Annotated in this window: 15 protein-coding genes and 1 tRNA gene; 11 read left to right on the top strand and 5 right to left on the bottom strand. The window is 68.6% G+C overall.

Annotated elements, in window-relative coordinates:
• Positions 1 to 39: 39 nt before the first annotated feature.
• From K8556_RS04500 to K8556_RS04470, 7 genes are all read left to right on the top strand, one after another.
• Positions 40 to 498 carry a GatB/YqeY domain-containing protein gene (locus tag K8556_RS04500; RefSeq protein WP_014395135.1) on the top strand — a complete coding sequence of 153 codons (459 nt, stop codon included), beginning with the start codon at positions 40 to 42 and terminating at the stop codon, positions 496 to 498.
• A gap of 269 nt (positions 499 to 767) precedes the next feature.
• Positions 768 to 2609: a DNA primase gene (dnaG, locus tag K8556_RS04495; RefSeq protein WP_223738753.1), complete on the top strand. Its 1842-nt coding sequence runs from the start codon at positions 768 to 770 to the stop codon at positions 2607 to 2609.
• Positions 2610 to 2699: 90 nt separating this feature from the next.
• Positions 2700 to 4820 (top strand): RNA polymerase sigma factor RpoD, encoded by a 2121-nt coding sequence (gene rpoD, locus K8556_RS04490; RefSeq protein WP_223738752.1) that lies wholly within the window; start codon positions 2700 to 2702, stop codon positions 4818 to 4820.
• A gap of 92 nt (positions 4821 to 4912) precedes the next feature.
• Positions 4913 to 5236, top strand: a complete 324-nt coding sequence (locus K8556_RS04485) for an MGMT family protein (RefSeq protein ID WP_206798222.1) — start codon at positions 4913 to 4915, stop codon at positions 5234 to 5236.
• Between the two features lie 9 nt (positions 5237 to 5245).
• Positions 5246 to 5318, top strand: a tRNA-Ile gene (locus K8556_RS04480).
• A 111-nt stretch (positions 5319 to 5429) separates the two neighbouring features.
• Positions 5430 to 7541: a hypothetical protein gene (locus K8556_RS04475; RefSeq protein ID WP_223738751.1), complete on the top strand. Its 2112-nt coding sequence runs from the start codon at positions 5430 to 5432 to the stop codon at positions 7539 to 7541.
• A gap of 89 nt (positions 7542 to 7630) precedes the next feature.
• A complete protein-coding gene (locus K8556_RS04470; RefSeq protein WP_223738750.1) occupies positions 7631 to 8845 on the top strand; it encodes a methyltransferase in 1215 nt (404 codons plus the stop codon).
• A gap of 42 nt (positions 8846 to 8887) precedes the next feature.
• Here the strand turns inward: K8556_RS04470 and K8556_RS04465 are convergent, their stop codons facing one another.
• On the bottom strand, positions 8888 to 9280 hold the full coding sequence (locus K8556_RS04465) for a RidA family protein (protein ID WP_223738749.1): 393 nt from the start codon (positions 9278 to 9280) through the stop codon (positions 8888 to 8890).
• Between the two features lie 124 nt (positions 9281 to 9404).
• Here K8556_RS04465 and K8556_RS04460 point away from each other — a divergent pair, with 124 nt between their 5' ends.
• The gene (locus K8556_RS04460) at positions 9405 to 9782 is read left to right on the top strand and encodes a cytochrome c oxidase assembly factor Coa1 family protein (RefSeq protein WP_223738748.1); all 378 of its coding nucleotides are present in this window, start codon (positions 9405 to 9407) and stop codon (positions 9780 to 9782) included.
• A gap of 15 nt (positions 9783 to 9797) precedes the next feature.
• Here the strand turns inward: K8556_RS04460 and K8556_RS04455 are convergent, their stop codons facing one another.
• On the bottom strand, positions 9798 to 10226 hold the full coding sequence (locus K8556_RS04455; protein WP_223738747.1) for a tellurite resistance TerB family protein: 429 nt from the start codon (positions 10224 to 10226) through the stop codon (positions 9798 to 9800).
• Positions 10227 to 10463: 237 nt separating this feature from the next.
• On the opposite strand from K8556_RS04455, the gene K8556_RS39395 reads away from it, so the two are divergent.
• The 3 genes from K8556_RS39395 (at position 10464) to K8556_RS04440 (ending at position 14608) form a co-directional block, all read left to right on the top strand.
• Positions 10464 to 11492, top strand: coding sequence for a hypothetical protein (locus K8556_RS39395; protein WP_304503930.1), 1029 nt, complete (start codon positions 10464 to 10466; stop codon positions 11490 to 11492).
• Between the two features lie 192 nt (positions 11493 to 11684).
• Positions 11685 to 13268: an amidohydrolase family protein gene (locus K8556_RS04445; RefSeq protein ID WP_223738746.1), complete on the top strand. Its 1584-nt coding sequence runs from the start codon at positions 11685 to 11687 to the stop codon at positions 13266 to 13268.
• Positions 13265 to 14608 carry a hypothetical protein gene (locus tag K8556_RS04440; protein WP_223738745.1) on the top strand — a complete coding sequence of 448 codons (1344 nt, stop codon included), beginning with the start codon at positions 13265 to 13267 and terminating at the stop codon, positions 14606 to 14608. Before K8556_RS04445 ends, K8556_RS04440 begins: the two co-directional genes overlap by 4 nt.
• Positions 14609 to 14620: 12 nt before the next feature.
• Here the strand turns inward: K8556_RS04440 and K8556_RS04435 are convergent, their stop codons facing one another.
• The 3 genes from K8556_RS04435 to K8556_RS04425 form a co-directional block, all read right to left on the bottom strand.
• Positions 14621 to 14908 (bottom strand): J domain-containing protein, encoded by a 288-nt coding sequence (locus tag K8556_RS04435; protein WP_223738744.1) that lies wholly within the window; start codon positions 14906 to 14908, stop codon positions 14621 to 14623.
• 115 nt (positions 14909 to 15023) lie between these two features.
• Positions 15024 to 15569 carry an ester cyclase gene (locus K8556_RS04430; RefSeq protein WP_223738743.1) on the bottom strand — a complete coding sequence of 182 codons (546 nt, stop codon included), beginning with the start codon at positions 15567 to 15569 and terminating at the stop codon, positions 15024 to 15026.
• 99 nt (positions 15570 to 15668) lie between these two features.
• Positions 15669 to 20033, bottom strand: coding sequence for a S8 family serine peptidase (locus tag K8556_RS04425; protein ID WP_223738742.1), 4365 nt, complete (start codon positions 20031 to 20033; stop codon positions 15669 to 15671).
• Positions 20034 to 20098 lie beyond the last annotated feature (65 nt).

The following is a 20098-nucleotide window of genomic DNA, read 5'->3' as shown; positions in this document are numbered from 1 at the left end:
GCGCGGCGACCCTTTTCCCCGCCCGTGAGGAATCCCGACATGACCACCCTGAAAGAGCGCCTGACCGCGGACCTGAAGGACGCGATGAAGGCCAAGGACGAGCTGACCCTGAGCGTGGTGCGCATGCTCAAGAGCGCCGTGAAGTACAAGGAGGTCGAGCCGGGAGCCAGCGAGCTGGACGACGCGGGCATCCAGCAGGTCATCGCCACCCTCATCAAGCAGCGCCGCGACTCCGTCGAGCAGTTCAAGGCCGGAGGCCGTCCGGAGCTGGCGGAGAAGGAAGAGCAGGAGATCTCCGTCCTGCAGCGCTACCTGCCCCAGCAGCTCACCCCCGCGGAGCTCACCGCCGCCGTCCAGGCCGCCATCGCCGAGGTCGGCGCCAAGGGCCCCAAGGACATGGGCGCGGTCATGAAGAACGTGAACCCCAAGGTCCAGGGCAAGGCCGAGGGCAAGGCCATCTCCGAGGAAGTGAAGGCCCAGTTGGCCAAGCTGTCCTGAAGCACCCGTGATTCTTCGGGGAAGGGGCGCCGGGAACATCTCCCAGGTGCCCTCCCCACCCCGGGCTCGAAGCGGATTTTTTGATCCCTCGCCCGCTGCCCATTAAGCGCTGATCCTCAAGGCATCTTCGCCCGTCCCCCAACCCGGGAGGCGGGCGGGCAGCCGTCAGGAGTGCGCGCCGTGTCCCAGCTTCCGTCCGTTCGCGTCAGAGGGGGCCGTCAGGATTGCGGGCGGAAGGCCGCGCTCATGCGGATGGATGGAGGGGCGTCGTGATTCCGGAGCACAAGATCCAGGAGGTCCTCGACCGCGTGGACATCGTGTCGCTGGTGTCCCGTCACGTGGAGCTCAAGAAGGCCGGCCGCGAGTTCAAGGGCCGCTGCCCCTTCCACCAGGAGAAGACGCCGTCCTTCTACGTGGTGCCGGAGAAGCGCTTCTACTTCTGCCACGGCTGCCGGGCGAGCGGCGACGCGGTGTCCTTCATCCAGCGCTACCTGGGCAAGACGTTCCAGGACGCCGTGCGCGACCTGGCCCAGGAGGTGGGCATCGACCTGGAGGCCGCGCAGGACCCCGGCCTCAAGGAGCGCCAGCAGGTCAAGGAGGCCACGGACTTCGCCGCGGAGCACTTCCGCGGCCTGCTCTGGCACGAGGACGAGGGCCGCGCCGCGCGCGCCTACCTGGCCAGCCGGGGCGTGTCGGAAGAGGTGGCCCAGGGCTTCGGCCTGGGGTGGGCGCCCGCTCAGTGGAGCCTCCTGGCGGACCGCTTCCAGAAGAACGGCATGCTGGAGTGGGGCCTGAAGGCGGGGCTCATCACGAAGCGCAACAGCGGGGATGGCTGCATCGACTTCTTCCGCAGCCGCCTGATGGTGCCCATCCGCGCGCCGGAGGGGCGGCCCATCGCCTTTGGCGGCCGGCTGGTCGCGGCGGAGGACGGGCCCAAGTACCTCAACTCGCGCGAGTCCCGGCTCTACAACAAGAGCGAGACGCTCTTCGGCATGGACCAGGCGCGCGACGACATCCACAAGCGCAAGACGGCCGTGCTCGTGGAGGGGTACTTCGACTGCATCGGCCTGCACCAGGTGGGCGTGCGCAACGCGGTGGCCCTGTGCTCCACCAACCTCACCGCCGGGCACCTCCAGGTGCTCAAGCGCGCGGAGGCCCGCGACCTGGTGCTGCTCCTGGACGGGGACTCCGCGGGGCTCGCCGCGGTGGAGCGCCTGGCCGGTCCCCTGCTCGCCGCCGGAGCCCCCACCCGGGTGGCGCTCCTGCCGCAGGGGGATGACCCGGACGTCTTCGCCCGCCGCGAGGGCACCGACGGCGTGGAGCGCCTGCTGGAGGGCGCCCAGCCCCTCACCGCCTACCTCTTCGCCACCCTGCTCCCCATGGGCAAGCAGGCGAGCTTCGAGGAGAAGATGTCCGCCCTGGAGCGGCTCAAGCCCGTCACCTCCCAGGTGCCTCCGGGCCTGACGCGCTCGGCGCTCATCAGCGCGCTGGCGGACCACTTCGGCTGGATGCCGGCGCAGATCGAGTCGTCGCTCCAGTACAGGCCGCCCCCCACCCCCAAGCCCGCCGCCACCGCCTCGCACCCCAACGCCGTGCCCGCGCAGGCCATGCCGCGCCCGGTGCCCAAGCCCCAGGCGGAGCGCCCCCCGCCGGAGTCCGAGGCGCTCTATGTGGCCGCCATCCTTCGGGATTCCCGGCTGCTCGCCCGGGACACCTTCCGCGTGTGTGATGAGCTGTCCCACATGGGACTGCGGATGGTGCTGGCCCAGGCCACGTCCGGGCGGGGGTTGGAGGAGGCGCTCTTCGAGGCCTCGGAGGTCGTCAAGCGGACGCTCCTGGAGGCTGGCCGCCGGCTCTCTCCGGGGGGAATGGAACTCGAAACGGAGTTCATCCTCGCGTGCCGCGACATCATGAAGAAGCGCATTGACGAGCGGCTCGTTTATATAAAGCGAGCGACGGAACAGACGCAGGGGGCTTTTGATTTGACAGAGGAGACGCGGTTGCTCCTGTCCGAGCGCAAGGAGCTGCTCGCCCTCCGCAAGCGCGTCCTGGATGAGCTGTCCCCCGCTTCCTCGGCAACGGGAACAAAGGGACCAATGCAACCGGTTTGAGTTCGCGTTTGTAAGAAAGCTCGACTTTGCGGTAGATCGGCCGGCTGGCCCAGGCCAAAGCACCTGATTTTCTTAAGGAGAAGTACCCGAATGCCGACGCAGAAGCCCCCCAAGGCATCCGTGAAGCCCACCAAGAAGAAGGTGGATCCGGTGATCCGCAAGAAGAAGGCCCCGGACAGCCCTGCGGCGAAGGTCACGAAGGCAGCGGAGCCTGAGGAGAAGGAGCTGGTGGCGAAGGAAGCCCCCGCCGAGGCGACCGAGAAGATCAAGAAGAAGAAGGGCGTGGCCGCCATCGCGGACGACGTGGACCCCGAGGAGGCCGCGGAGGAAGCCGCCGCCGCCGTCCAGGTGGACCCGGACGCCGTGGAAGACGACGTGGAGGAGGATCCCGTCGCCGAGCGCAAGGAGGTCAAGGACCTGCTGGCCGCGGGCCGCGAGAAGGGCTTCCTCACCTATGACGAGGTGAACGACGCCCTCCCCGCCGACATCGTGTCGTCCGATCAGATCGACGACGTGATGAGCATGTTCGGCGACAACGACATCGAGATCGTGGACGCGCAGAAGGCCGCGCAGTCCAACGAGATCAAGCCCACCGTCGCCGTCGAGGAAGAGAAGGAAGACCAGGACGAGGACGAGAAGGACGAGGACGACGAGCCGGGCGGCAAGTCCAACGATCCTGTCCGCCTCTACCTGCGCAAGATGGGCAGCGTCAGCCTCCTCACCCGCGAGGGCGAGGTGGAGATCGCCAAGCGCATCGAGGAGGGCGAGAAGGAGGTCCTGCGCGCGCTCCTGGCCTGCCGCGTCGCGGTGGCGGACATCCTGGACATCAGCAACCGCCTGAAGACGGGCAAGCTGCGCGTGCGCGACGTCATCAAGGACGCGCCGGAAGAGGCCCAGTCGGAGAACGCGGAAGAGCCCGCCGAGGAGGCGGCCGAGGGCGAGGCCCCCGCGCAGCTCGCGCAGAGCGAACTCAACAAGATCGAGCAGATCTCCAAGCAGATTGAACGCTTCCGCAAGTTCGCCAAGGACTGCGAGGTGCTGGAGGAGGAGCTCTCCGGCAAGAAGAAGCTGACGGAGGTCCGCAAGAAGGAGCTGAAGCAGGAGGTGAAGGACCTCAGGACCAAGATGATGGAGGTCCTGGAGGAGATGCGGCTGAACAAGAAGCAGGTGGACCGCATCGTCCTGAACCTCAAGGGCCTCATCGAGCGCGTGGAGAAGGCGGAGGAGGAGCTCGGGGACCTGGAGCGCCGCTACCAGGTCAACATGAAGGACCTGCGCCCGCAGCTCAAGGAGTCGCGCGAGAACCCGAACATCGCCAAGAAGCTCCAGAAGCAGCTCAACTTCACGCCGGAGCAGTTGGAGGTCCTGGACCGCGACGTGCGCACGGCGGTGCGGAAGATCAAGCGCGTGGAGGAGGAGGCCAACCTCCCGGTGGACGCGCTCCGCCGCAACTACGACGCCATCCGCCTGGGCGAGAAGCGCGCCGAGCGCGCCAAGAGCGAGCTGGTGGAGGCGAACCTGCGCCTCGTGGTCTCCATCGCGAAGAAGTACACGAACCGCGGCCTGCAGTTCCTGGACCTCATCCAGGAGGGCAACATCGGCCTGATGAAGGCGGTGGACAAGTTCGAGTACAAGCGCGGCTACAAGTTCTCGACGTACGCCACCTGGTGGATCCGTCAGGCCATCACCCGCGCCATCGCGGACCAGGCCCGCACCATCCGCATCCCGGTGCACATGATCGAGACCATCAACAAGCTCATCCGCACGAGCCGCTACCTCGTGCAGGAGATTGGCCGCGAGCCGACGCCGGAAGAGATCGCGGAGAAGATGGAGCTGCCGCTCGACAAGGTGCGCAAGGTCCTGAAGATCGCCAAGGAGCCCATCTCCCTGGAGACGCCCATCGGCGAGGAGGAGGACAGCCACCTGGGCGACTTCATCGAGGACAAGAGCCTGGTGTCGCCCGCGGACGCGGTCATCAACATGAACCTGGCCGAGCAGACGCGGAAGGTGCTGGCCACGCTCACGCCGCGCGAGGAGAAGGTCCTGCGCATGCGCTTCGGCATCGGCGAGAAGAGCGACCACACGCTGGAAGAGGTGGGCCAGGACTTCGAGGTGACGCGCGAGCGCATCCGCCAGATTGAAGCCAAGGCGCTGCGCAAGCTGCGCCACCCCAGCCGCTCCAAGCGCCTGCGCTCCTTCGTGGAGAGCTGACGCCAGGCCGTTGAGCTGATGGGATTCGAAGGCCTCCGTTCCCTGAGTGGACGAGGGCCTTCGTCGTTTTTCGTCCCGGTGTGAGGTGCGCCATGGCCGCGAAGAAGCCCCTGCCCTTCTCCGACAGCGTGATGAAGCAGGTGCGCTCCATTCCCCGGGGGGAGGTGCGCTCCTACGCGCAGGTGGCCATCTACGCGGGCAGGCCGGGCGCGGCGCGGGGCGTGGGGCGGGAGCTGAAGCACCTGCCGGGGCAGGCCACGCAGGTGCCCTGGTGGCGGGTCATCCGCTCGGACGGGACGCTGGCGCCCCCGGTGGCCCACGAGCAGGCGAAGCGCCTGCGCGCGGAGGGCGTCACCGTGGATGAACGCGGTCAGGTGTTCCGCGTGGTGGTGAAGAAGGACGGCAAGGCCTTATAGTCAGCGCGAGGGCCCTTAGCTCAGCGGTTAGAGCTGTCGGCTCATAACCGATTGGTCCCTGGTTCGAATCCAGGAGGGCCCACTCCCCTCACCTTCCGCCTCCCGTCGCCGGAAGCCCTCCGCCAGGAAGGCGTCCTGGCGGAACCGGTTCCGGGCATTGACGCTGCTGGAACGCGCGAGTTCTCCTCGTTCCATGACGATCCAGCTCAAGAACCTGGCGGGCACGAGCGCGCTCTCCACCGAAACGGCGCGCAAGTGGCTGCGCGGCGGCGGCTACGCGGTTCCCGACTACATCGACGACAACTGTCTCGACCTCTTCCTGGACACCCGCGACAAGACCTACGGCTTCATGCAGCAGCAGTGGTTCCTGTCCGACATCGACGGGTTCTACCAGGCGCGCAAGAGCCTCCGGATGGCCCGGAAGAACCTGGAGGGCTACGCGCAGCATGTCAGGCGTCTGAGCGTGACGGACTCGCTGGTGCTCGAGGTGCTCGGGGTCAAGAAGGGCGGGAAGACCACCCCGGAGCTGCTGGGCGCGGGACGGACCGCGATCGAGGACCTGCTGGCCGAGGAGCGGGCCTACATCCGGGAGTGCTGGAGGTCCCTGGAGGAGCAGTGGAACTGGCACCTCGAGGGGCGCGTGGACAAAGGCCTTCTCTCCGACGGAGACATCAGCGGAATCCTCGCGGCCTTCTCCGAGGAGACCCGGCTCCACAACGAGAAGGTCGAACAGGTTCGGGAGGCCCGGAAGAAGATCCAGGACGACACCAAGGAGGCCAAGAAGAAGAAGCCCAAGGGCACCCAGGACAAGGACGCCGAGGCCTATGTCCCGCCGCCGATGCCCGACCCGTACGTCCCCCCGGCGGAGAAGGACCGGGTGAAGTACGCCTACTACGAGCCCGTCCGCAACCGGCTGATGAGCCTGGGCTTCGTCGTGTCGCCCCCGGGCACCGCGCTGGGCGCCGTGTTCCCGCCCAAGGACTGGCGCAGGAAGGTCCCGGAGGTGATGTTCAACCAGAAGGTGAAGGCCTACACGGATGAGCTCGTGAGCCGCTATCACCTGGTGGGCGACGACGAGACCTCCCTGACCCGGCTGCTGCTGCCCAGGAAGAGCGCGTTCCAGGACCTGAAGAGCTTGTTCGCGGGGGCGGTGGGTTGTCTTTGCGTCTCCTGGACCCGGCACCAGGTGAACGGAGAGACCGTGCACGTGCCCATCCTCGGGCTCTCCGGGGTTGTCCGGGAGGAGCCCGGTGCCGCCTACCTCCAGCTCTTTTGCAGACACCTGGCCCTGCCGAACTGGCAGCCGGACACCCCCATCCCCCCGGCGCCCGACCAGCCCTTCCAGTCCAGTGAAAAGCTCAAGGGGCTCCAGAAGCAATCCGGAATGACATACACGCAGGTCAAGGACTTGCTGACGAAGAAGGACCTCGACCCTGAATCCGAGGATGGCAAGGCGCTGGCGGCCTACCGGGAACTCCAGGCCAAGACGAAGAAGCGCGATGAGAAGGAGCGCAAGGCCTACCAGGAGGGCAAGATCCAGAATGAAATCCAGCGGGAGCTGACGGTCAATTACGAGACGATGCTCGAGCGGACCAGCCTCGCGGCCTTCGGCTATCGCGCTCGAACGCGGATGCGATTGCGCACGCCCGCGCGGCAGGCGTTGTTCAGCTACGTCTCCTTCCGCAAGGACAAGGTGAGCAAGAACATCCAGCTCAACGTCGCGTCGGACCCCGGGCTGGGCGTAGACCTGTGGCTCAGCGGATGGCACTCCCTGAACTGCGCCGAACCCGCGGCGCTCATGACCGCGTCGTCGTACTTCGCGGAAGGCTGCGACGTGATCATCTGCTTCCCCTACGAGGGGTTCAACGACACGGGTCCGGGACGGAACCGTCCGAAGGAGACGTGCCCCTGGTGCGCCGCCGTGGAGCTCGGCTTCCGGAGCCTCAGCGAGAACAAGAACCAGGTGAACCAGAGCGTCAGCACGGGCAACTGGCTGACGCAGTTGACCTCCCCTCTCCAGGACGAGCCCCAGAAGGCCCTGCCCGTGAACCAGGGCTTCGACGCCTTCGACGATGACAACCCCATCATGCACGCGACGCGCAACACGCTCGCGGGGACCGGGCCGGGCCTGGTCAAGAACAGCGACCTGGAGACGCCTGCCTATGCGCCCTCGGTCATGACGAAGATCGGCCGCCTGCGGTCGATGTATTACATGCTGGGTCTGGCGGACCGTGAGGTCGTGGCGCTGGACCGCCCCCTGTACCCGTACGCGGGGTTCGGAGAGGTGACGAAGTTCCTGCGGTGAAGGCGCGCCGGGCACGCAAGGACGAGGGCGCGTCACCAGTGTCTGGGATTGGGGCAGACCTGCCCCGTCCTCGCATAGGATGCGCGGCCATGGACTTCCAGGCGCGGCTCGCGGCGCTCACGCACGAACTGCGGCCCTGGGCCCCGCTCTGGTCCCGCTCCATCCTCCAGGGCTGGCCTGAATCCGGCGCCGCGTATCCCGGGGACTGGCTGGCCCATGCCCGGTCGCTCGATGAAGCGGGCGAGCGGCGGCTGGACCAGGGGGAGCTCGTGGGCGCCCCGCCTCCGTCCCTGTCCGCGCTCCTGGGCACGCTCCAGGAGCTGACGGCGCTGCCCTGGCATGAGGGCCTTCACCCGCTGACGGTCACGGAGACGCAGGGACTCAGCGCCAAGAAGACCCATGAGCTCGAGCGGGTGCTCGCCCTGCTCGCGCCCAGGACGCGCTTCATCCACCAGGCGGTCGATATCGGCGGCGGCATGGGACATCTCGCCCGCCTCTGCGCGCGGACGTTCGGGTGGACCTTCCACAGCATCGACAGGGACGCCGCGTTGCAGGACAAGGGCCGGCGGTGGCTGGCGAAGACGCGCCCCCAGGGTGGGGACACCCTGCACTTCATCCAGGCCTCCGTCGAGGACGGGCTCCAACCCCGAATCGATCCGCTCTTCTCCGGACGGGACCGGGCCTCCATCGGGCTGCACACCTGCGGGCCGCTCGCCCTCACGCAGCTCCGCAAGAGCCAGGGGGCGGGCTTCGTCCTGAACATCGGCTGCTGCTACGACAAGCTGGAGGCCCCGCGAGACTTCCCCGTCTCCCGCTTCGGCGGCGCGCATCCGCTGCCCTTCACCCCGCATGCCCTGGCGCTGACGACGCGGGGACGGCATCACAAGAGCGAGGAGGAGTTCGCGCGGATGAAGCGGGTGTATGCGTGGCGCTTCGCGTTCGATCTCCTGTCGAGGCAACGCTTTCCCGAGCGCGGCTTCGTGCGGGCAGGAGACGCGCCCCGGACGCTCTACGACGGCTCCTTCGCCGGCTACGCGCGCGACCGCCTGGAGCGCCTGGGGCTCGATGCGAACATGACGGACGCCGCGCTGGATGCCTTCGAGGTGTCCGTTCGCGCCGAGACGCGAGACCTGCTGCTCTGCCACCTGCTGAGGGACCGCTTCGCGCGGGCGCTGGAGGTCGTGCTCCTGCTCGATCGCGCGATCCTCCTGGAGGAGCTGGGCTTCCAGGTCGAACTCCTCCAGCTCTTCGATCCGCGCCTGTCGCCGCGCAACCTCGCGCTCATCGCGTCGCGGGGCGATTGAGCACATGCCGGGCCGAGCGCTCGAACGTCTGTGTCTGACAAATCAAGGCACGTAGGCGATGCAATCAATCTCCACGCGCAGGCCGGCGTCTGGAAGCGCGGACACCTGCACGGTGGTCCGCGCGGGCCGGTGCCCGGCGAAGACGCGCTCGTAGACGGCGTTCATCCGCGCGAACTCCTGCATGTCCACCAGGAAGACGCCGCAGCGCAGGACGTGCTGGAGGCTGGAGCCACCGGCCACCAGGATGCGCTCCAGGTTGCGCAGCACCTGCTCTGTCTGCGCTTCGATTCCCTCGGCCTGTACGCCGGTCGCGGGGTCCCTGGCCGCCTGTCCGGAGATGAAGAGCAGCCGGTCCAACCGCATGCCGGGAGAGTACGGGCCCGCGGGCTTGGGCAGACCCGGCGCGGCGATGGGCTGATGCTGGGTTGACGACATGGGCTTCTCCTTGAATGGGCTTGCACGGCTTTCGGCGTGTCTGTGAAAGGCTTAGGAGGCGTCCCACGAACATCGCACATCGGAAAGGACAGACCGCATGCCCCGGCGCCGCCAGGAACAGGGAATGTCGTCCACCACGAAGTGGGTGCTGGGGGGACTGCTGGGCCTGCCGCTGCTGTGTTGCGGAAGCGGAGGCCTGATGTGCCTGGGCATCCGGTCCGAGCTCCCCTACTCCGAGGCCATCTCCCGGGTGGAGAACCATCCCGGGGTGGTCAGGCTTCTGGGGGCGCCCATCAGCGCGAGCAGCTTCTTCAGCGGCTCGTTCAACCTGATGAACAAGGATGGCCAGGCGAACCTGACCATCAACCTCTCCGGCAGCAGACAGGACGGCCGGCTGGAGGTGAAGGCCGTCCGTACCGACGACGTCTGGGGCTTCAGCCGGCTGCGCGTGGTGGCGGACAACGGTGAGACAGTGGACGTCGGTAGATACAGCCGTCACTGAAGCCCGGTGCCGCTCTCAGAGCAGCTTCGCCATGATGTCGCGCTCGCGCTGATCGAGCTTGATGGAATCGAGCGTCCAGTCGATGAGCTCGTCGGCGACCGCGGCGGCGTAACCGAAGGTGGTGGCGGCCTCCTTCACCGACGCGCGCTCCGCGGCCGCGAGCTCTCCGTCTGCGCAAGCCACTTCGACGAGCATGCGCAGCAGGGAGGCGCGCAGCTCTCGGATTTCAATCTTGCCGATGATGTCGGAGAGCCGGCCGGGCTTCTGGAACTCCGCCTCGATGAGCGCGGCGACCTGCGGGTCGCGGGGCGACAGGCCGATGTTCAGCACCACCTCGTCGAGCTGCTGGCGCTCCTCCTCGGTGACACGGCCGTCGCTCGCCGCCACGTTGGCCATGGCCTGGACGAACGCCAGCAACTGCTCCTGGGGGTACTCGCGCGACATGTCATCTCCTGGGTAGGCAGCATGCGGCCGGCGGGGGGCTCACGGTCAGCCACGACGCCGGGCTTCTCGGCCACACAGGATAGTGGGCGCACATGGGGAGCGAAAACGGTTTCAGCCGGACGCGCCCCCGAATGAGGAGCACGGGTGGGGGACGATTCGGGCTTGTCGCCAGGATGTGATGACGCAGAGGGACAAGCCCCCTCGCTTCTCGACAGGGAACCCGTGACAATCCGCGGCATGACCCTGCGACGCTCGATTCTCTCCTTGTTGATTTTCTCCCTCGCGGTCGTCCCCACCCTCTCCGCTTGTGGCTCCGATGACGGCGATACCCCGCCGGATGCGGGCACCCGGCCCGACGCAGGTCTCCCGCCCGACTCAGGTACCGAGTTCGACGCCGGAACCGAAGTGGACGCGGGCACCGAGTCCGATGCGGGCACCGAAGTGGACGCGGGCACGGAGTCCGACGCTGGCACCGACGTGGACGCGGGCACTGAGTCCGACGCTGGCACCGACGTGGACGCGGGCACCACCTCCGATGCGGGCACTGAGTCCGACGCTGGCACCGAAGTGGACGCTGGCACCGAAGTGGACGCTGGCACCGAAGTGGACGCAGGCACCACCTCCGATGCGGGCACCGAGCCGGACGCGGGCACCACTCCCGATGCGGGCACCGAGCCTGATGCAGGCACCGAGCCGGACGCGGGCACCACTCCCGATGCGGGCACCGAGCCTGATGCAGGCACTGATTCCTTCACCACCTGCGAGGGTACGTGCCAAATCACCGCCGCCACGGCCCAGATGTACGGGAACCAGGTGGTCCTGAACCACGCCTACTTCGGCTACGCGGAGCCGGAGAACGCCGGAGACCCGTGGGCGCTGTGGATCGAGCTCAGCAACGGCACGACCGATGAATGCCCGACTGAGAGCGCACCCACCCCGCCGCAGATCGTCACTTTCGAATCGGTGAAGGTCCCGGTGGACACAACTCCGGAGACGGGCTCCACGGCGGGTGGGCCGACCTCGGTGCTGTTCGACTTCGGTGGCACGCTGATTCCGGATGACTATTTCTGGATCGTCAGCAGCACGAATCTCACCTTCACGCCCGTGGCGGCCTCGCTCTGCCCCAGTTGCGTCAAGGCCGGAACACCTCCCGCGAAGCACTTCTTGGCCTTCGACGTGAACATCACCTACGAGAACAATGGCACCGTCTCCGGCCATGGATACGCGACCTACTGCCCCTCGATGAATACCTTCCAGGAGAACTGAGCGCGGTCCCGCCACACATTCCCCCGGCCCTCCAATTTGGGAAGGCCGGGGCTGGACCTTCGCGGACGACAAGCCACACCGGAGATCGCCAAAGCGGGCGCGGGGCGACGCCCTTGGCGCCTCCCTCCCCCACCCGGCCCCGCCCATCCCTAACTTCAAATCCTGAGGTTCTTTCGCCACGGGAGGCGAGCCATGAACACAGGAGCATCCGAGCCCACCGAGGCCATCCCCCGCTACGTGCTGGAAGGCCGGGTGGTGACGCTCGACTCCCGGGACGAGGTGCTGGAACGGGGGCGCGTCCTCGTCCAAGGCAACCACATCGTCGCGGTCGAGCCTTCGGGCGGCCCGCTCCCCGAGGCCTTCCGGAACGCCCCCAGAATCGACACCGGTGGGACGCTGTATCCGGGGCTCATCGACCTGCACAACCACTTCGTCTACGACGTGCTGACGCTGTGGCAGGTGCCGAAACGCTACCTCAATCGCACCCAGTGGCCGCGCCACGCGGACTACGCCACGCGCATCTCCCTGCCGATCCGCACGCTCGCGGGCCACGCCCCTTCGGCGCGCGCCGTCGTCCGCTACATCGAAGCCAAGGCGCTGCTGGCGGGCACGACCACCGGCCAGGGCATCCGGACCCGCGTGTCCGGCGGAGAAGCCCTCTTCCGGGGCGCCATGCGCAACGTGGAGGAGCCTCGCGACGCCCAACTGCCCGCGGGCAGCACCCGCGTGATGGACCTGCACGACAACGCCGAGGACATCGAATCCTTCCGCGACGCCCTGAGGTCCCGCGCCGCGTACTTCTACCACCTGGGCGAAGGCGTGGATGACTACGCCCACCGCTGCTACGTCGAACTCGCCGTTCACGACCTCGTCCAGCCTTCACTGATTGGCATCCACAGTCTGGGTTTGCAGCGCCCGGACCTGGACCGGATGGCCGCCATGGGCGCCAAGGTCGTGTGGTCTCCCTTCAGCAACCTGCTGCTGTATGGACAGACATTGAACGTCGCGGACCTGCTCGGCGCGGGCGTGACGTTCTCCCTGGGCTGTGATTGGTCCCCCACCGGCAGCAAGAACCTCCTCCAGGAGCTGAAGGTCGCCCGCCACGAAGCGGCGCGACAGGGCGTGTCCCTGTCCTCCAAGGCCCTGGTGCGCTCGGTGACGGCGGACGCCGCCCGCGTCACCGGCTGGCAGACCCAGTTGGGCACGCTCCAGGCCAACGCCCTCGCGGACCTGCTGGTCATCGCGGGCACCGGCGGCGACCCCTATGACGCGTTGATCTCCGCCACGGAGAAGGCGGTGCGCCTCGTCATCGTGGATGGCGTTGCCCGCTTCGGAGACCGCGCGCTGATGGAGCCGCTCGCCTTCGACCCGGGCCATCCCGCCGAGCCCTGGACCCTCGACGGCGTCGAGAAGGCCTTCTCCCTGTGGACGGGCGACTCCCCCCTCAACGACCTGGGCTTCGAAGCGGCGCGCGACCTCCTGGAAGAGGCCATGGCGGACCTGCCTGACTTCCGGCGGCGGATGGAGCGTGAGGAGCGCCAGCAACTGCGCCCCGGCGCCCCCAGGCCCTTCGAGCTCGTGCTCGACAATGAGCCGCAGGACGTCTTCGCCGCCGGCCCCGAAGCCTCCGCGTTCGTCTCCGACCTGGACCGGTTGGCCGGACGGATCGTGCTCGACGCGCCCACCGTGGGCGGGCCGGACTACTGGGAGCTCGTGTCGGCGCAGCCCAATCTGGATGACACGCTGAAACAACAACTGAGGTCGGACTACGCGTGAAGCAGGTCCGGGGCGGGGCCTGCGGAGGTGACGACGACACCCCGTCCCCGGACGGAGGGACGCAGCCGGACGCGGGGATGCCCCCCGATGCCGGCACGAAGCTGCCCGCGGAGGAGGGCCGGGCGCTGGCGGTGTCCAATGGCGGACTCATCGTGGTGGGCTCCACCGAGGCGAACCTGGCCACCACGGGCGTGGACCTGCTCGTGCGGCGCTACACCGCGTCGGGCGAGGTGGACACGTCGTTCGGAACGCAGGGCTCCGTGGTGCTCGACTTCGAAGGCCCGGCCAAGGGCCCCATCTCCGGGCAGCGGGAGCAGGACGACCGCGCGGACACGGTGGCGGTGCTCGCGGACGGCAGCATCCTGGTCGCGGGCTTCGCCCGGGGCGGCAGCAAGACGGACTCGCGCGACTTCGCGGTGGTGAAGCTCCAGCCCAACGGCCAGTTGGACACCGGCTTCAACAAGACGGGCAAGTCCCGGCTGCACTTCGGCGAGGAGGGCTCGGTCAACTTCGTGGGCACCGTCCGCGGCATCCTGCCCCTGCCGGACGGCCGCTTCTACGTCGGCGGCTTCCTGACCAAGTCCGACGGGCTGGACGAAGACTTCGCGTTGATCCGCTACAACGCGGACGGCTCGCTCGACACGACGTTCAAGTCCGCGGGCAGCCCGTCCGGTAGCTGGATTGGCGGCGCGTACACGGATGCCGAAGCCGTGCAGGGCATGGTGCTCCAGGGCTCCAACGTCGTCCTGGCCGGGGGCGACCACTTCGCGGCCGTGCGCATCACCTCCAGCGGCAGCCAGGACCTGAGCTTCGGGACGTCCGGCATCGCGAAGAGCGAGGGCGGCCAGGCCCACGCCCTGGTGGCGCGCCCCAACGGGGGCCTGCTGCTCGCGGGTGAACGGCAGGACGTGAAGGTTGGCGGTGAAGCGCACGGCGTGCTCAAGCTCGTGGCGTACACGGCGGATGGCAAGCCGGACGTCACCTTCGGCCCCGCGGGCGTGCGGGAGCTCACCGCGCCCGCGGGCGTGCTCGACGTGGTGGACGTCAGCGGGCTTCGCATCCAGGCGGATGGGAAGATCCTCGTCTTCGCGGACGTGTACGCGAAGCCCGTGCTCTTCCGGCTGCTGGCCAACGGGGACCTGGACACGTCCTTCGGAACGGACGGCATGGTGCGCTGGCCGGAGACGCAACTGGCGGTGCCGCTGTTCATCCGCTCCACCACCGGGCCGAAGCTGGCCATCCTGGGCGACCGGGCCTTCGTCACGGACGCGAACGTCTTCTCGCCCGGGTACTTCCCCAGCGAGAACGCGTCCGTGCTGCTCAAGAGCACGGGGCTGTAGTCCCAAGGGCAATCAGTGCATTCGCACCTTCACGCTCATGCGGCCCCGGGGGATGTTCAGCTCGCACCTGGGCGCCGGGGCCGGAGAGGCCTCCGCGCGCTTCCTGGCGTCGTAGCGCTGGCGCCTCGCCGCGTCGCCCAGCTCGTCGTAGGCGGCCTGGATCCGGAGGAAGTGTTCCGTGGACTCCGGCCGCGGGTCGCTGTCCGGGTGGTAGCGCCGCACCTGCCGCGGGTAGGCGCGCCGGATGTCGTGTGCGTCCGCTGTCATCGCCACGCCAAGCACCGCGTACAGGTCCGCCATGCACCGGAACCTGGAAACGGCGCGCGCTCGGGCAAATGGGCCGGGAGGCGCAAGCGTCCGTCCGCTGATGACACCACGAGGGCGACCCCCACGAAGCGGCTGGCGACGGCCTGCGTCAGTCGGTGAAGACGGGCGGGGTCGTCTGGGTGAGGATGGGCACGGGCTTGTCGCCAGACATCGCCAGCAGGCCCTTGAGGCACCGCGCGGCGAGCAGCCAGTTCCTCGGGTTCTTCATGTCGAGCCCGCCGACGAGCTGTTTGAGGATGCTGAGCGTGTCGAAGTAGACGCGCTCGCACACCAGCGTCTCCGTCGCGTCGAAGATGAAGTACGCCGACATGCGCACCCGGAACGTGTTGCCCGTGGCGGGAACCCGCCCCAGCGGCCCCCGGTGGGTGCCCATGAGCCAGAACTCCACGATGACGGCGTCATCGCTGTGCCGCAGCGAGATGATCTCGTGGTGCTGATCCGGAAACGCCACGCGGGTGTCGCGGTAGTAGTCGCGCACCGCGCTGCTGCCGGCATGCACCGTCAGGGTGGGGATGAGCTCGTAGTGCGGATGCGGGAAGGTCGACAGGACCGCGTCCCAGTCCTGCTTCACCTCGTCGTGGAAATGGGCCAGCACCAGCTTCTGTCGTGCCTTGCGGACCTGCTCCGTGAGCATGCATGTCTCTTTCGTTGGGGCCGGACCCGGTCACCCGGGTCCGGCCGGTCGGGAGAATGCCTGCCGTGCCACGGCACGGGAAGTCACGAAGCCGGGTGCCTAGCGATCCGGGCGCTGCGTCACCCGGATGGCATTGATGAGCGGCACCCCGTAGCCCTCACGCGGGATCAGCCGGAGGTTGAGCTGGCCGTCGGTGACGGTGAGGAAGAAGCTGTGATCATCCGCCGTCAGTTGCCCCACCTCGTTGGCGATGTCATGCGCCGGCAGCACCAACTGGGTCTCCGCCACCACGTCGTAGACCCGCTTCAGGCGCGGCTGGTCCTGGATCTCCGCGAAGCGCAGCTCCAACTGGTAGACGCCCTCGGGGAGGTTGTCGAAGCGGTACTCGACGAAGCCCCGCCGCCCCCGCTGGTAGAGCGGATCCTCCACCGTTCCGGCGATGGGCCGGTTCGTCGCGACCCGCTCCGAAGGCTCCAGGTACCCCCAGCCGCCCTGGCTGTAGCGCTGGTCCGCGGCCCACGTGTCCCCGATGCGGTCGACATACCTGGCGCCGCCCGAGTTCACCGCCTGCTGGTAGGCCGGGACGATGAGGCTGACACGGGTCTGCAGCAGCGGCTGCCGCCCGCTGTTGCTCCGGATGAACACCGTGGCCTGGTAGACGCCCGGCGCCAGCCCGGTCGTGTCGACCGTGACCGTGACCTCCTGGCGCTGCCCGGGGGCCAGGGTGCCCCGCCGCGGCCGCTCCGAAAGCCAGGGCACGTCCGTGAACTCCGGCACGCCGCTCTCCATCAGGTACACCTGCCGGGTGCTCTGGGCCACCATCCACAGGTTGCCGTCCTCGTCCAGCTCCAGGCCGCCGCCGTTGTAGCCCGGGCTCGGGTGCGCCAGCGTGTTCAGCACGGTGCAGGTGGCGGGGTTGAGCTCGTAGAGCGTGTCCGTGGGGCTGTTGGTCGCCGCCCAGAGCACGCCGAACGAGCCGTTCCAGGCCAGACCGGAGATGGCGCCGTCAGGAGGCCGGCACTGCCCGATCACCGCGCCCCGGTCCGGGTGGGAGAGGCCCTGGACGTGGTAGATGATGCCCTCGGTCCAGCCGCCCACGTAGAAGGTGTCGTCATCCGGGCGGTAGGCCAACCCCCGCTGGGAGATGCCCGTCCACGCGAACGGGCCCGTGATGGAGTCCACCTCCTCACCCGTGAGTGGGTTCCAGCAATGGATGCCATTGTCCCCGCCCACGGCCAACTGGCACATCAGCCCCCGGGCGGCGTCGTAGGCCATGTCCGCGGGCCACTCGCCCGACCAGGGCGCCGCCCAGGTCCGCCCCGTGGCCGCGCCCGCCACGGTGAACTCATGGTTGAAGCGTCGGCTCCCATCCGAAACCCAGACGTTCTGCGTGTAGCCCACGCCCCAGGGCACGTCGAGCCCCGTGGCGGGCCAGCTCCTCAGCACGTCCCCGGCCAGGCTCGCGGCCCAGCCAGGCGTGGCGGAGAGGCCCATCATCCGCCGCGCGGTGCGGCCGTTCGGTTCGGCCTTCGCGTCGCGGGCCCTCGCGTGCAGCGGCGTGGGCCGCATCTGCTCGCCACCCGCCTCGGCCAGCTCCCACCGCAGCGGCACCGAGCCGGTGTTGCTCAACGTCAACGTGCGGACCCGCCGCTGCCCCTGCGGGACGATGAACTCCAGCACCGAGGGCGAGACCACGGCGCGGGCGGTGCGCAACGTCCAGTCGCGGGTCACGACCTCGTCATCCACCGACAGCCTGACGCCTCCCGACTTCGTCTCATAATTGACCGCGGACACCACCAGCCCATACGTCCCGAGCGGCAACTGCATGTGGTAGCGGCCCTGCGCGTTCGTCGTGGTGCTCCGGAAGACGCTGCCCCCCACCAGGGCGCGCACGGTGGCGTCGGCGACAGGCAGCCCGTCATTCGCGTTCGTCACCACGCCCTGGACGATGCCGCTGGGCGGCAGGTCGAAGAGGATGGCGCGCTCCGCGCTCACGGCGGGCGTGTTGAACGACGTCATGAGCGCGACGGTGCCGGACGCGTTCTCGATGCCCACCGTCGCGGAATCCCCCCGCTCCAGCGAGCTGTCGCCGATGTCCCGGTACTGCAGGAGCACCTCCCCGGTCTCGGAGAGCACGACCTCGAAGCTCACGCGCGAGGTCTGGTCCTGGAGGAAGGCGACGTTGCGCCACTCGATGACGAACTGCCGGTTGGGCGCCACGCCCCGCGTGAGGGTCCGGACGCTGGCCTCCGAGTCCACGTAGAGGTCATCCCAGAACGGATAGATGGCCGCGTTGGGAGGCGCGACGTCCGGCAGCGGGGTGTTGCTGTAGTACGCGTTGTGCTCGAGGAAGTTCAGCACGCCGTTGGTCGAGACGAAGACGCGCTCGTATGTCTCTCCATAGAAGGTGAACGGGAAGGGAAGCGGCAGTTCCAGGGAGGCGTCGTCCCCCGACAGCGGGATGACCGTGGTGGCGTCGACATAGCTGGGGCCCTGGAGACGGCAGAAGTAGCCGAACGCGTCCGTCCGGCCGCTCAGCGCGAAGTCCACCGTCTCGTCGCCGTCCACGGTCACCGTGCGCGTCAGCGGCTCGAAGCACCCGCCCGCCTCCACGCGGATGTCATACGTGCCCTCCGGCACCTGCTCGAACCGGTAGCGGCCATCCGCGCCGGTGATGGCGGGCGGCAGCGGCGTCTCCAGCACGGTGACCGTGGCGCCGACCACCGGGGTCCCCGCCGGGTCCGTGACGCGGCCCGCGACGGCGTGCGAGGGCACCTGCGCCAGGGAGAAGTCCTGGGTGACGGTGCCGCCCTCCGTGACCACGACCCCTGCCACGGTGACCGTCGCACGGCCGAACAGCGCGGCGGACACCGTGTAGGTCCCCACGGGGAGCACCAGGGAGTAGCGCCCCACCTCATCCGTGATCGTCGTCCTCTCGCTCGTCCCCGTCACGTCGATGCGGACCCCTGGGAGCGCGGCGCCCGTCTCCGGGGCGGTGACGACGCCCGTGAGCAGCCCCGTCGGTCCACGCGGAGAGAGCTCGACGGCGCGGAAGGCATCCAGGGTTCCTTCGCCCCAGACGTTGTTGTCGCCGGGCGTCCCGCCGCAACTGAGGTCTTCCCGGTCCACCGCGGACGCGTCGAGCAGCGAGCGGGTGGCGGCCACGTCTCCCATCAGCGAGGGGGCCGCCGACCACATCAGGGCGACCGTCGCGGCGACGTGGGGCGCGGCCATGGAGGTGCCGCTCCAGGACTCATACCCGCCCCCTGGCACGCTGCTGCGCACGCTCACGCCCGGCGCCGCGACGTCCGGCTTGGTGCCGCCGAACGAGGAGGGCCCACGGCTGGAGAACGTCGCGATGACGTCATTGATGTCGAACGCGCCCACGCTGTAGGACTCCGGATAGGCGCCGGGGATCTCCGAGGTGCCGCAGCCCGACTCGCCATCATTGCCATTGGAGAAGACGGGAAAGATGCCGGCGGCGATCCAGGCCTGCACGATGGGCTGGAAGACGGGATCCGTGGGACCGTCTCCCCAGGAGTTGTTGATGACCTGGGGCCGCAGTTCCGGGCGCGGGTTGTTGCCGGCCAGGTCCGTGGGCGCCAGCATCCACTGCCCGGCGGCCAGCAACGCCGACGTCGAGCAGCCCAGATCCTCACACCCCTTCGCGGTCATCCACCGGACGCCCGGCGCCACGCCAATCTGGTTTTGCCCTGGGTTGCCGTCGTCACCCACCATGGTGCCCATCGTGTGCGTGCCGTGCCCCACGTTGTCACAAGGCACCAGCGACGGGCTGCCGCACACCTGGGATGGATCGAACCAGTTGTAGTTGTGGTCCACGGTGCCGTCCGGCTGAAGTCCCCGGTACTGGCGGGCCAGCGCGGGGTGGTCGAACTGGGCGCCGGTGTCGATGCTGCCCACGGTGATGCCCTCGCCGCGGGTCCCCAGGGACGCCCAGACCTCCGGGGCCCGGACCCTGGCGATGTTCCACTCGATCGCGCTGGGGTGGACCGTGGGGCCGGTGATGGGTTTGGGAATCTGGAACCGCACGTCCCGCATCACCCGCTCGACGTCGGGGTGCCGGGCCAGCTCCTTGGTGGTGGTGGCGTCCGCGTCCACCCGGATGGCGTTGATGATCCAGGCGGACTGGTACTTCAGTCCGCGGCGGGTCAGCTCGTTGCGCAGGTTCGTCTGGCTGTTCTGGGCCACTGTCTGCAATTGCTGGGTGACGAAGCGGCCCCGGGCGGCCCAGTCCTTGATGCCGTGGGCCGCGCTCAGGTCCGCCTTGCTCCGGAGCACCAGCCAGACCGCGCTGCGTTGGCCCGCGGGAGGCTCATGGGCGGACGCCACGGCTGGCGGTGTGGTGGATGAAGGGCCCGCGGCGAGCAGCGGCACCGAGGCGAGCACGGCCAGGGCAAGCGCGAGCGCACCCCAGCCCTTGGGGTGTCGAATGAAGGCATTCATGCGAACTCCTCCGTCGGAGCCCCACAGGCAGGGCGATCCGGAGCGTCTGGATTGACGACGCCGTG

The organism is Corallococcus sp. AS-1-12 (assembly GCF_020036995.1).
Taxonomy (GTDB): domain Bacteria; phylum Myxococcota; class Myxococcia; order Myxococcales; family Myxococcaceae; genus Corallococcus.
This window is presented reverse-complemented; position numbering and strand designations above follow the sequence as displayed.

Bases quoted from the DNA above. Each gene is read 5' to 3' on its own strand.
- K8556_RS04500 (WP_014395135.1), top strand. From the start codon at position 40: ATGACCACCCTGAAAGAGCGCCTGACCGCGGACCTGAAGGACGCGATG.
- rpoD (WP_223738752.1), top strand. From the start codon at position 2,700: ATGCCGACGCAGAAGCCCCCCAAGGCATCCGTGAAGCCCACCAAGAAG.
- K8556_RS04485 (WP_206798222.1), top strand. From the start codon at position 4,913: ATGGCCGCGAAGAAGCCCCTGCCCTTCTCCGACAGCGTGATGAAGCAG.
- K8556_RS04475 (WP_223738751.1), top strand. From the start codon at position 5,430: ATGACGATCCAGCTCAAGAACCTGGCGGGCACGAGCGCGCTCTCCACC.
- K8556_RS04470 (WP_223738750.1), top strand. From the start codon at position 7,631: ATGGACTTCCAGGCGCGGCTCGCGGCGCTCACGCACGAACTGCGGCCC.
- K8556_RS04465 (WP_223738749.1), bottom strand. From the start codon at position 9,280: ATGTCGTCAACCCAGCATCAGCCCATCGCCGCGCCGGGTCTGCCCAAG.
- K8556_RS04460 (WP_223738748.1), top strand. From the start codon at position 9,405: ATGTCGTCCACCACGAAGTGGGTGCTGGGGGGACTGCTGGGCCTGCCG.
- K8556_RS04455 (WP_223738747.1), bottom strand. From the start codon at position 10,226: ATGTCGCGCGAGTACCCCCAGGAGCAGTTGCTGGCGTTCGTCCAGGCC.
- K8556_RS39395 (WP_304503930.1), top strand. From the start codon at position 10,464: ATGACCCTGCGACGCTCGATTCTCTCCTTGTTGATTTTCTCCCTCGCG.
- K8556_RS04445 (WP_223738746.1), top strand. From the start codon at position 11,685: ATGAACACAGGAGCATCCGAGCCCACCGAGGCCATCCCCCGCTACGTG.
- K8556_RS04435 (WP_223738744.1), bottom strand. From the start codon at position 14,908: ATGGCGGACCTGTACGCGGTGCTTGGCGTGGCGATGACAGCGGACGCA.
- K8556_RS04430 (WP_223738743.1), bottom strand. From the start codon at position 15,569: ATGCTCACGGAGCAGGTCCGCAAGGCACGACAGAAGCTGGTGCTGGCC.
- K8556_RS04425 (WP_223738742.1), bottom strand. From the start codon at position 20,033: ATGAATGCCTTCATTCGACACCCCAAGGGCTGGGGTGCGCTCGCGCTT.